The following is a 12,166-nucleotide window of genomic DNA, read 5'->3' as shown; positions in this document are numbered from 1 at the left end:
AATAATATGGCAATTAGAAATATTATCAAAGAGGGAGATACAATCTTAAGAAAAAAATCTAGAATCGTTGATAAAATTGATGATCGAATCAAAACACTTATGGATGATATGATTGAGACTATGTATTCTGCAGATGGAGTAGGTCTTGCAGCTCCACAAGTAGGTATTTTAAAAAGAATTATTATTATTGATATAGGAGAAGGATTAATAGAACTTATAAACCCTGAGATTGTAGAACAAAAAGGTTCACAAATAGATACTGAAGGATGTTTAAGTGTACCTGGAGCTACAGGGGAAGTAAAAAGACCTATGTGGGTTAAGGTAAAAGGTTTAAATAGAAATGGGCAAGAAGTAGAGTTAGAAGGAAAAGAGTTTTTAGCACGAGCATTTTGTCATGAAATTGATCATTTAGAAGGAACATTATTTATAGATAAAGTCATAAAGTAGGTGATGAAAATGAAAATTATATTTATGGGAACACCAGATTTCTCTGTACCATGCTTAAAACAGATCATAGAAGATGGACATGAAGTAATAGGAGTATTTACTCAACCAGATCGACCAAAGGGAAGAGGGAAAAAATTTACACCTCCACCTGTAAAAGAGATAGCTACACAATATAATATTCCTGTTTTTCAACCTGAGAAAATAAGAGAAGAAGAATCAGTAAAAAAAATAAAAGAGTTAGGACCTGATTGTATTGTAGTAGTTGCTTTTGGTCAAATTTTACCTAAAAGTATTTTAGAGACTCCTCATTTTGGATGTATTAATGTTCATGCATCATTACTTCCAAAATATAGAGGAGCAGCTCCTATCAATTGGGCTATTATCAATGGAGAGAAGATTTCAGGTGTTACAACAATGTATATGGATGAAGGATTAGATACGGGGGATATGATTTTAAAAAAAGAAGTTCCTATTGATGATAAAATAGCAGGTGATTTTTATGATGAACTTTCTATAGAAGGAGCTAAACTATTAAAAGAAACCTTAGTACTTATTGAAAAAAAATGTGCTCCTAGGGAAAAACAAATCCATGAAGAAAGTAATTATGCATCTATTCTTGATAAAAATACAGGAAAAATTGACTGGAAAAATACAGCAGAAGATATTTATAATTTGATTCGAGGACTCAATCCTTGGCCGGTAGCATATACTACTTATAACGGACAAAAAATGAAAATATGGAAAGCAAAAGTTCTACAGGAAAATTGTAACGAAACTTTAGGAAAAATCATAAAAGTTAGTCAAGAAGGTTTATCTATAGCTACCAAAGAAAAAATTCTTTTAATAGAGGAAATACAATTTCCAAACAGTAAACGCATGACGGTAGATGCTTACTTAAGAGGACATGCTATAGAAAAAGACATCATATTAGGTGAATAATATGAATACTAAAAATAATAAAATATTTATGAGTATGATCCTTATAATGATTATACTATTTGTTTTCATTGGAGGAGTCTCTCTTTATTTAGTTAGATCTAGTAATAGGGTATTATATGATTTTGTTTTGAATATAATACTGATTATAACGATATTACTTAGTCTATTTACACTCATAAGTATGATAATGATGATTTGTATTTTATATAATAAAAAAATATCTAGGTTTTCAATTAATTGGTTAAAATATTCATTAACCATAATTTATTCTAATATTATGTATCTTGCTTCTTTTATGAGGATAGATAAAGATTCCATCAGAAGTGTTTTTGCACAAATTAACAATAAAATTAATATATATTCTCAGCTATCTGTAAAACCAGAAGATATATTAATTTTACTTCCTCATTGTATTCAAAAGTCAATTTGTCCTCATAAGATTACTACGAATATTGAAAATTGTAAAAGATGTGGACTTTGTAATATTGATGATTTGCTTAAATTAAAGGAAAAATATAAAGTACAAATATTTGTGGCCACAGGAGGTACACTAGCAAGAAAGATTATCAAAGAATTAAAACCAAAACTTATTATTGCAGTTGCTTGTGAGAGAGATTTAAGTAGTGGAATTAAAGATGTAAAAAGGATACCTGTAATTGGAATACTTAATGAAAGACCAGAAGGACCTTGTGTAAATACTTATGTGAATGTAGAAAAAATAGAAAAAACCATCAAGTATTTTATTAGTGAGGAGGAATAGTATGTATGCCAGAGGGTTTTATTCACCATCAGGAATGATTTTTTTAATTCCTGCTATGCTTTTAGCTTTTTATGCACAAATGAAAGTAAAAAGTACTTTTCACAGGTATTTGAATGTAGCTAGCACAAAAGCATATACAGGAGCAGAAGTAGCTAGAATGATTCTAGATAAAAACGGTATACGACATGTATCTGTTGAATCAATAGGTGGATTTTTATCTGATCACTATGATCCAAGACATAAAGTTCTTAGATTATCTCCACAAGTCTATAATGGAAGAAGTATTGCTTCTATTAGTGTAGCAGCTCATGAGGTAGGTCATGCCATACAGCATGATCGTGGTTATGTTCCACTTACACTTAGAAATACAATAGCACCTATTGCAAGCTTTGGTTCACAGTTTGTTTGGGTATTAGTATTTGCAGGTTTTGCTTTAAGAATAGGCCCTTTGATAGATTTAGGAATTTTGTTTTATTTAGCAGCAGTTATATTTCAAGTAATTACTTTGCCAGTAGAATTTAATGCAAGTAGTAGAGCCATTGATGAGCTTCAAGGAAGAGGAATTATCACAGCAGATGAAGTTAGACCTTCGAGAAAAGTTTTATCTGCAGCAGCATTAACTTATGTAGCAGCTATGGCAGTATCTATTGCACAACTATTAAGACTTATGCTACTTAGAAATAGAGATGATTAATGCACCCATATGGGTGCATTGATTTGTATATAGGAGGAGAGACATGAACGCAAGAAAGTATGCTTATAAAATACTATTAGATATTGAACAAAATCAAGCTTTTTCAAATATTGCAGTCAATAAAGCATTAAAAGGAGAAGAAATTTCTCCAGTAGATAGAAGGTTAATTAGAGAAATTGTATATGGAGTTTTGGAAAATAAAATTTACTTAGATTTTATAATATCAAAACTTTCTAAGACAAAAATGAATAAAATGGATATGAAAGTGATTATAATCCTTAGAATAGGACTTTATCAAATTATATTTTTAGATAAAATTCCTGCCTTTGCGGCGGTATCCGAAAGTGTAAATATTATGAAAAAAATAAATCCAAGAGCAGCAGGCTTTGTAAATGGAATCTTAAGGAATTATTTAAGAAATAAAGAAAAAATACAAATTCCTTCTTTACAAGAAAATTTAGAAATGCATCTTTCGATTCAATATTCCCATCCCTTATGGTTAGTAACAAAATGGTTAAAAGAATTTGGACAAGACTTTACCATAAAACTTTTAAAAGCCAACAATGAAACACCGAAATTATCCATTCGAGTCAATACACTAAAAACTACAAGAGAAAAGTTAATAAAAACACTACATGCTGAAGGGGTAGAGGTAGATGAAAATACAAATGTAGAGGAATGTTTATATCTAGATCATGTAGGAAATATAGAGGAGCTAAAAGCTTATCAAGATGGACTTTTTCAAATTCAAGATGAAAGTTCGATGTTAGTAGGTCTTGTACTAGATCCAAAGGATAAAGAGGTTATTGTAGATGTATGTGCAGCTCCAGGAGGAAAAACAACTCATATTGCACAAATTATGAATAATGAAGGTAAAATTATAGCTAGAGATATTTATCCTCATAAACTAAATTTGATTCAACAAAATGCTAAGAAATTAGGTATAAAAATTATTAAAGTGCAAGAGTTTGATGCACAAAAAATAGATACAGATTTGATTCAAAAAGCAGATAAAGTATTGGTAGATGCTCCTTGTTCAGGACTTGGGATTATTAGAAGAAAACCTGAATTAAAGTATAACAAGACATTAGATCATATTCAACAAATTACAAAAATTCAATTAGATATATTAAAAAATGCAAGTCAATATGTAAAAAAAGACGGGATATTAGTTTATAGTACTTGTACAATAGAAAAAGAGGAAAATATAGAAGTAATTAAAAAATTTATAGAATCTGATGAACAATTTGAAATCATAGACGTAAATCCATATATTCCTAAAAAATTTAGAGCAGAAGAAAAAATGCTACAGCTTTATCCTCATATTCATAATACAGATGGATTTTTTATCTGCAAATTAAGAAAGAAATCATAAGGAAATAAATCGAAATGTGGTATAATAGTGGTTGTAAAAAAGGCAAAAAATCAATATGAATTGATTTATATGGGGTGATTGAATGGAAATTGGAGCTTATTCTCATAAAGGTAGAGTAAGAGAAATGAATGAAGATGCTTATTATATAGCGAGTAAGGATCTAAATTTATTTATTGTTGCAGATGGAATGGGAGGCCATAATGCAGGAGAAGTAGCAAGTAATGTGGCGATTCAGTCTATTAAAGATTTTATGGAGAAAAACAAAGAGGTAATTTTAAAAAATGATAAGGAAATTTGTACGGTATTAAAGAATGCAACCACTTATGCTAATGTAGATATTTTTAAAAAGGCACAACAAAATAGAGAATGTGAGGGAATGGGGACTACTTTAACAGTAGCACTCGTTGCATCAAAGATTTATGTTGCTCATGTAGGAGATAGTCGAGCTTATCTCATTCGAAAAAATAATATATCTCAAATTACTCAAGATCATTCACTCGTTGCAGAGCTTGTGAGAAATGGAAGTATCACAGAAAATGAAGCAAAGATTCATCCTCAAAGAAATATGATTACAAGAGCTTTAGGAACAGATGAAGATATTAATATAGATCTGTATACACTTGATGTAGAAAAAGAGGATATTATTGTTTTGTGTACAGATGGACTTACAAATCTTATAGAAGTTGAAGAAATTAAGGATACATTAATAGATTGCAAAAATATCCAAGTAGCTTGTGAACATTTAGTAGCCCTTGCAAATGAAAGAGGTGGATATGATAATATTACTGTTATTGCCATAAAAAATTAGATAGATAGAATCGAGGTGAAAAAATGATAGGAAAAATTTTAGGAGACCGTTATGAAATTATTGAAAAAATAGGTGGCGGGGGAATGGCATTAGTCTACAAAGCAAAATGTAGATTGCTCAATAGATTTGTAGCTGTAAAAATATTAAGACCAGAATTTACAAGTGATGAAGAGTTTATTCAATCTTTTAGAAAAGAATCACAAGCTGCTGCAAGCTTATCTCATCCTAATATTGTAAATATTTACGATGTAGGAGATGAAAAAGATATTTATTATATTGTTATGGAATATGTAAAAGGAAAAACATTAAAGCAAATGATCAAGGAAAAAGGTATTTTAAATTCTAATGAAACCATTCATATTGGAAAACAAATTGCTTTAGCTTTAAAACATGCCCATAGCAATCACATTGTGCATAGAGATATTAAGCCTCACAATATATTGATTACAGAAGACGGAAGAGTAAAAGTTACAGATTTTGGGATTGCTAGAGCAGTAACCTCTTCAACAGTTACGAATACAGGAAATGTAATAGGGTCTGTACATTATTTTTCACCAGAACAAGCTAGAGGTGGATATATTGATGAAAAATCTGACTTATATTCTTTAGGAATTGTTATTTATGAGATGATTACAGGAAAAGTTCCTTTTGAAGGAGAGAGTCCTATTTCTATAGCACTAAAGCATATCCATGAAGAAGTAGCACCACCATCCTTAGTTAATGAAAATATTCCCAAGGGATTAGAAGATATTATTATTAAAGCTACTCAAAAGGATCAGTCTAAAAGATATAATAATACAGAGGAAATTTGTCAAGATTTAGATAAAGTCTTAGAATACCCAGAAGGAAATTTTGTGAAATTTGAAGAAGATGATGATAGCCCAACACAAGTGATTCCTGTCATTAAAGGAGAACCTGTAGATATGAAAAAAATAGATCATAGAAAAAAAGATAAACCAACAAATAAAAAAATTGTATGGGGTGCAATTATTACAGCGTTTATTTTAGCTCTTTTATTTACAGCAGGAGTATTTTATGCAAAAGGATTTTTAAAAGTAGATGAAAAGTCAGTTCCAAATGTAGTAGGTAAGTCTTATGAAGAAGCAAAGACAAATCTTGAAAATCTTGGATTTAAAGTAGAAAAAGGTGTCTCAAAAAGCAGTTCTGAATATGACAAAGACTATGTAATGGCTCAAGATCCTTCTGCTGGGGAAGTAAAAAAAGCTGGCTATACAATTAAATTAACCATAAGTACAGGAGCGAAGTTAGTAGAAGTACCTTCTTTTATCAATGAAAATATTGATGAAATAGGCGATATTTTAGAAAATGCAGGACTACAGGAGGGGATTGTAAAACCTCAATACAGTAATTTACCAAATGGAGTGATTATTGATCAAAGTCCAAAACCTTATAAAGAGGTTAAAGAAGGAACTGAAGTGAATTTTATTATAAGTAAAGGACCAGAAACAAAGATGGTTTTAGTACCTAATGTAGAGGGAGAGGAAATAAACGTAGCGAAAAGGATGCTTGAAACATTAGGATTAACAGTTAGAAAAGTTGACTTTGAGTATCATGATCATATTGAAAAGAATAAAGTTATTACTCAAAGTATAAAAGAAGGATCAGAGGTAGAAGAAAACAAGGTAATAGATCTTTTGATAAGCAAAGGATCAGAAGGATTGACACAGCCTTCTGAAGAAGAAGAGCTTCAAATGAAAACTATATCATTACCTCTTAATTATGATCCAGCTAAAAGAGAAGAGTTTGATTTAAAAATCGTAAAAATTCAAAATGGGGTTTCAACTACTGTATATAGTGGTAAGCATCAAAAATCAAAGAGTGGAAAAGAGTCTATTTCTATTTCTGGTAGAAATAAAGCAACCATTGAAATCTATTTCGATAATGAAAAAATTATAACGAAGCAAATAGATTTTGAAACGGGGAAATATTATGATTGATGGAAGAATTATAAAAGGCATAGGCGGATTTTATTATGTACAATCAGGTGAAAATATTTATGAATGCAGAGCAAGAGGGAAATTCAGGAAAGAAAAAATTATTCCTTTAGTAGGAGATCAAGTACAGATTCAAGTTCAAGAAAATCAAAAAGGTGTGGTGGAAGAAATACTACAGAGGTCTAATGAGCTTATCAGACCTCCTGTTGCCAATATTGATCAAGCAATGATTGTATTTGCAGTAAAAAAACCTGATCCCAATATTACTTTATTAGATAGATTTTTAGTAATGGCAGAAAATAAAGAAATAGATGTAGTGATTTGCTTTAATAAAATGGATTTAAGTGAAGAAGAGTGCAAAAATTTAAAAGAAACTTATTCTAAAGCAGGATATAAAGTAATTGCTACTAGTGTAAAAGAAAATAAGGGTATAGATGATGTAATAGATATTTTGAAAAATAGAGTTACAGTTTTTGCAGGACCCTCTGGAGTAGGAAAATCTTCGTTACTCAATTATATTCAACCTAATTTGTCTTTACAAACAGGAGAAATTAGTCAAAAAAATAAAAGAGGAAAGCATACTACAAGACATGTAGAATTATTGCCATTAGATTTTGGAGGATGGGTATTAGATACTCCTGGCTTTAGTTCCTTAGAACTAGATTTTTTAGAAGAAGATCTTCCATTTTTATTTAAAGAATTTCAGTTTTTATTAGGAAAATGTAGATTTAATGGATGTAAACATCTAAATGAGCCAGATTGTGCTGTAAAAGATGCAGTAGAAAGTGGAAAAATTAGTTTATCTAGATATAAAAGTTATACTCAATTATTACAAGAAATGGGTCAAAAGAGGAGGTATTAAATATGGCAAAATTAGCACCATCGATATTATCAGCAGATTTTTCAAGTCTTTTAGAAGACATCAAAAAAGTAGAGGATGCAGGAGCGGATTTGCTTCATATAGATGTGATGGATGGTCATTTTGTTCCTAATATTACAATAGGACCACTCATTTTAAACAGCATAAAAGAAAAAACAAATCTTCCTTTTGATGTACATCTGATGATAGAAAATCCAGACCTTTATATTGAAGAGTTTGTAAAAGCAGGAGCGGATATCATTACAGTTCATGTAGAGGCTTGTCCTCATCTACATAGAACGATACAAAATATAAAATCTTATGGAGTAAAAGCTTGTGTATCTTTAAATCCTGCAACATCTTTAAATACAATCGAATACATTCTAAAAGATATAGATATGGTTTTACTTATGTCTGTAAATCCTGGATTTGGAGGTCAAAAGTTTATTCCTTCTGTATTAGATAAAATTAAAAATTTAAGAAAAATGATTGAAGAGAAAAATTTAAATGTAGAGATCCAAATTGATGGAGGCATTAAACTCGATAATGCAAAAGAAGTAGTAAAAGCAGGAGCGAATATATTAGTGGCAGGTTCTGCTATATTTGGAGCAGAAGATGTAACACAGGCAGTAAGAGAGTTTAAAGAGGAGATAAACCTATAGGAGGTCTATTATGAGGTGTGTCATTGTTTCAAATGGGGATATACTTCATTATGAAAGCATGAAGGAGAAAATCAAGGATTATGATTTTTTAATTTGTGCAGATGGAGGAGCAAAACATTTATTTAGAATGAATAGGATACCTCATTTTATTGTAGGTGATTTGGATTCTATTGACGAAGAGGTCAAAAAATATTTTCAAGAAAAAAAAGTAATATTTTACAAATTCCCTAAAGAAAAAGATTATACAGATACAGAACTAGCAGTAGAGTATGCGCTTGAAAAAGGTGCGACAGAAATTTTATTTTTAGGAGTCATGGGAAGTAGAATGGATCATACCTTGGCAAATATTACTTTATTGGTAGATTTATTGAAAAAAGGGATAAAGGCCAAAATTATTAATGAACAAAATGCAATAATTGCAACAAATGAGGATATAGAGATAGAAGGAGAATTAGGAGAATATCTTTCTATCATTCCTCTATCTGAAAAAGTAGAAGGAATTACACTAAAGGGACTTAAGTATCCACTTTCGAATGCTACGATTCATATTGGATCGTCTGTTGGAATTAGTAATGAATTTGAAGAGAAAAAGGCATTAATTGAGATAAAAAAAGGAATCATCTTAATTATAAAAGCAAAAGACAAAAGCCCATTTTAATGGGTTTTTCTTTTTTTGTAGCACTATGTATTCTTATGAATAATATATAATAATATGTATGAATACTGAGGTGGTTTTTTTGAAAAGAAGAAATTCGATTAAAAAAATATTGGGCATTTTATTGGCTTTAAGTGGAGCAGTAGTATTGATAGAATGTGTACCTTTATGGATTTGGTATGCTGCGTTAGCAGGATTATGTATGATTTTAATAGTAATGTTTTTTATTAGATAATAAATTGTAAATTTTAAAATCATTGAAAGGGAGGAATAATAGTGAGAAGAAGAAAATATATCCATAGAAGAGCAAAGAAAAAAATAATAGGATGTTGTCTTTTAGGGATTGGAATTTCAATTGTTGCAGTTATACTTCTTCCTCCAAATGCTTGGATTGTTCTAGGAGGAATCATTATGATTTATATAGGGTATAAATTATTTTGTGGTAGTTCATGATAAAGGAAAAGCCCACCTAAATAGGCAGGCTCTTTAAAGCTATATAGCTCTTTCGACCTTATTAGAACGAAGACATCTAGTACATACATGAACTCTCTTTGGAGAACCATCTACGATAGCTTTTACTTTTTTTATATTTGCACCCCAAGATCTTTTGATATGACGATTAGAGTGACTTACTGCATTACCAGATATTTTACCTTTTCCACATACGTCGCATGCTTTTGACATATATAACACCTCCTTCGAGTGAGTATCCACCTATTACAAACATTAACATTTTACCACATGTATAGGGTTTTATGCAACTATTATGAAGAAATTCATGGAAAACATTTTGAAAATGGAAAGAAATATCATTTTGGTTGAATCATTAAATAAATTCATATAAAATAGAGTAGGAATATAATAAGGTATTAGAAAGGATAAAAAAGGGAGGATTAAAATGAGTGCCAAATTAGTAAATGAATTAGGAAACATTTTCATAGATGATGAGGTTTTGGCAAGTATTGCTGGTATATCTGCAATGGAGTGTTATGGATTAGTAGGCATGTCTAAAAAATCAACTGGAAATGGTTTGGTAGAACTTTTAAAAAGAGAAAATTTAGGAAAGGGAGTAAAAGTACGCTCAGAAGATGATAAGATTATTATAGATCTTTTTATTGTAGTGCAGTTTGGTATTAGAATATCTACTGTTGCTCAAAACATTATTGATAAGGTAAAATATAATATTGAAACGATTACAGGATTAGCTGTAGAAACTGTAAATATTCATATACAGGGAGTTAGAGTACAAAAGTAATTTGAGGAGGTACGGTCTTGAAGGTTCAGATGATAGATGGAGTATTGCTCAAAAAGATGTTTATTCAAGGAGCAAATATATTAGAAGAAAATAAAGAAGAAGTAGATGGATTAAATGTATTTCCAGTTCCTGATGGAGATACTGGAACAAATATGTCTCTTACCATGCGCTTTGCAGCAAATGAGATCAAAGAATTGCAAAATAATAATGTAAAAGAAATAGCAGAGGCGATGGCTAATGGGTCTTTAATGGGAGCTAGAGGAAATTCAGGTGTAATTTTATCACAGCTTTTTAGAGGATTTGCAAAAGGGTGTGATAAAAAATCAGAATTAACAGTGATTGATTTGGCAAATGCTATTAAAAGTGCTTCTGAAACAGCATATAAAGCAGTGATGAAACCTATTGAGGGAACTATTCTTACGGTAGCGAGAGAAATGGGAGAAAGAGCTATTCATATAGCAAAAGAGACAAAAGATATAGATGTATTTTTAAAATCAGTGATAGAATATGGAGAGTATACACTATCTCAAACACCTAATATGTTAAAGGTCTTAAAAGAAGCAGGTGTAGTAGATGCAGGAGGAAAAGGTCTTATTTTTATTTATAAAGGTTTTTATGAAGCCATTACAGGAAAAGAAGTAAAGATTGAAACAATTCAATTGTCAAAGCCTGTACAAATGGAAACTAGAGAAGTACAAAATATTGAATTTGGATATTGTACAGAATTTATTATAAAAGGGAAACAAGTAGATATAGATGGATTTAAAAGTAAAATAGAAAAATTTGGAGATTGTATGTTAGTAGTAGGTGATGAAAACGTAGTAAAAGTACATATTCATACAAATCATCCAGGTATTATTATAGAAAGTGGTCTTGAATTAGGAGAATTGATGAATTTAAAAATTGATAATATGAGACTACAACATGAAAATAAAATTTTTGACAAAGTAGATCAAAAAGAAGAAATAAAGGAAGTTGGAATGATTGCAGTAACTATGGGAGAAGGACTTACAAATATTTTTAAAGATTTAAATGTGGATAGGGTGATTACAGGAGGACAAACCATGAACCCTAGTACAGAAGATATAAAAAAAGCAATTGATGAAGTAAATGCAAAGCATATATTTATATTCCCAAATAATAGCAATATCATCCTGGCTGCCAATCAAGCAAAACAATTAAGTGAAAAACAAATTACAGTGATCCCTACTAAAACTGTTCCTCAAGGAATTGCAAGTGTTTTAGCTTATCATGAAGATGTGGATATACAAGAAAATGAAAAAAATATGATACAAGCTTTACAAAATGTCAAGACAGGACAAATTACTTATTCTGTAAGAGATACAAAATTTAATGATTTAGATATTCATAAAGACGATATCTTAGGAATGTCTGATGGAGAAATTATAGGAGTAGGAGATCATATTGAAGAAGAGGCTTATAAGCTTTTGAAAAATATGATCAAAGAAGATGATGAGATTATTACTATTTTTTATGGAACAGACGAGGAAGAAGACAATGCTCATCATCTTGCACAAAAAATACAAGAAGAATATGAAGATATTGATGTAGAAGTTTACTATGGAGGACAACCTCTTTATTATTATATATTTTCTATAGAATAAGAAATGACGCAAGTCATTTCTTTAGCTTATAGATAAAGTTATAAAAAACGTCACTAATTTTCAAATTTAGAAAATATGAAGAAACGATCGAAAATAGCATTACAAACTCGCTATGCTCAAACAGTGTAATGC

The 12,166-nt window shown here is 30.2% G+C and carries 15 protein-coding genes; 14 read left to right on the top strand and 1 reads right to left on the bottom strand.

What is annotated here, in order from left to right; translation table 11 throughout:
* The first annotated feature begins 6 nt into the window (after positions 1 to 6).
* The 12 genes from def to EK368_RS14775 all read left to right on the top strand — a co-directional run bounded on the left by def (position 7) and on the right by EK368_RS14775 (position 9,607).
* The gene (def, locus tag EK368_RS03190) at positions 7 to 447 is read left to right on the top strand and encodes a peptide deformylase (protein ID WP_129596350.1); all 441 of its coding nucleotides are present in this window, start codon (positions 7 to 9) and stop codon (positions 445 to 447) included.
* Positions 448 to 456: 9 nt separating this feature from the next.
* A complete protein-coding gene (gene fmt / locus EK368_RS03185; protein WP_129596348.1) occupies positions 457 to 1,386 on the top strand; it encodes a methionyl-tRNA formyltransferase in 930 nt (309 codons plus the stop codon).
* 1 nt (position 1,387) lies between these two features.
* Positions 1,388 to 2,146 (top strand): DUF116 domain-containing protein, encoded by a 759-nt coding sequence (locus tag EK368_RS03180; RefSeq protein WP_129596346.1) that lies wholly within the window; start codon positions 1,388 to 1,390, stop codon positions 2,144 to 2,146.
* 1 nt (position 2,147) lies between these two features.
* The gene (locus tag EK368_RS03175) at positions 2,148 to 2,840 is read left to right on the top strand and encodes a zinc metallopeptidase (protein WP_129596344.1); all 693 of its coding nucleotides are present in this window, start codon (positions 2,148 to 2,150) and stop codon (positions 2,838 to 2,840) included.
* Between the two features lie 43 nt (positions 2,841 to 2,883).
* Positions 2,884 to 4,215, top strand: a complete 1,332-nt coding sequence (rsmB, locus tag EK368_RS03170; protein WP_129596342.1) for a 16S rRNA (cytosine(967)-C(5))-methyltransferase RsmB — start codon at positions 2,884 to 2,886, stop codon at positions 4,213 to 4,215.
* 82 nt (positions 4,216 to 4,297) lie between these two features.
* Complete coding sequence (locus EK368_RS03165) at positions 4,298 to 5,023, top strand: Stp1/IreP family PP2C-type Ser/Thr phosphatase (RefSeq protein WP_129596340.1); 726 nt, start codon at positions 4,298 to 4,300, stop codon at positions 5,021 to 5,023.
* Positions 5,024 to 5,046: 23 nt separating this feature from the next.
* On the top strand, positions 5,047 to 6,981 hold the full coding sequence (gene pknB / locus EK368_RS03160; RefSeq protein ID WP_129596338.1) for a Stk1 family PASTA domain-containing Ser/Thr kinase: 1,935 nt from the start codon (positions 5,047 to 5,049) through the stop codon (positions 6,979 to 6,981).
* The gene (gene rsgA / locus EK368_RS03155) at positions 6,974 to 7,840 is read left to right on the top strand and encodes a ribosome small subunit-dependent GTPase A (protein ID WP_202976413.1); all 867 of its coding nucleotides are present in this window, start codon (positions 6,974 to 6,976) and stop codon (positions 7,838 to 7,840) included. Before pknB ends, rsgA begins: the two co-directional genes overlap by 8 nt.
* Before the next feature lie 2 nt (positions 7,841 to 7,842).
* On the top strand, positions 7,843 to 8,499 hold the full coding sequence (gene rpe, locus EK368_RS03150) for a ribulose-phosphate 3-epimerase (RefSeq protein ID WP_129596336.1): 657 nt from the start codon (positions 7,843 to 7,845) through the stop codon (positions 8,497 to 8,499).
* Positions 8,500 to 8,509: 10 nt separating this feature from the next.
* On the top strand, positions 8,510 to 9,157 hold the full coding sequence (locus tag EK368_RS03145) for a thiamine diphosphokinase (RefSeq protein WP_129596334.1): 648 nt from the start codon (positions 8,510 to 8,512) through the stop codon (positions 9,155 to 9,157).
* Positions 9,158 to 9,236: 79 nt separating this feature from the next.
* A complete protein-coding gene (locus tag EK368_RS14780) occupies positions 9,237 to 9,389 on the top strand; it encodes a hypothetical protein (protein WP_165000304.1) in 153 nt (50 codons plus the stop codon).
* Positions 9,390 to 9,430: 41 nt separating this feature from the next.
* Entirely contained in the window at positions 9,431 to 9,607 is a 177-nt protein-coding gene (locus EK368_RS14775) for a hypothetical protein (protein ID WP_165000305.1), read from the top strand.
* 39 nt (positions 9,608 to 9,646) lie between these two features.
* On the opposite strand, the gene rpmB is transcribed toward EK368_RS14775, so the two are convergent.
* Positions 9,647 to 9,838, bottom strand: coding sequence for a 50S ribosomal protein L28 (gene rpmB, locus EK368_RS03140; RefSeq protein ID WP_129596332.1), 192 nt, complete (start codon positions 9,836 to 9,838; stop codon positions 9,647 to 9,649).
* Positions 9,839 to 10,052: 214 nt separating this feature from the next.
* Between rpmB and EK368_RS03135 the strand changes: the two genes are divergently transcribed.
* Positions 10,053 to 10,409: an Asp23/Gls24 family envelope stress response protein gene (locus EK368_RS03135; RefSeq protein ID WP_129596330.1), complete on the top strand. Its 357-nt coding sequence runs from the start codon at positions 10,053 to 10,055 to the stop codon at positions 10,407 to 10,409.
* Between the two features lie 29 nt (positions 10,410 to 10,438).
* On the top strand, positions 10,439 to 12,034 hold the full coding sequence (locus EK368_RS03130; RefSeq protein WP_165000311.1) for a DAK2 domain-containing protein: 1,596 nt from the start codon (positions 10,439 to 10,441) through the stop codon (positions 12,032 to 12,034).
* Positions 12,035 to 12,166 lie beyond the last annotated feature (132 nt).

Origin of the sequence: Anaerophilus nitritigenes, from assembly GCF_004138215.1 — a bacterium.
GTDB lineage: Bacteria > Bacillota > Clostridia > Peptostreptococcales > Thermotaleaceae > Anaerophilus > Anaerophilus nitritogenes.
Note: the sequence above shows the minus strand (reverse complement) of the source record. Positions and strands in the feature narration are given on the sequence as shown.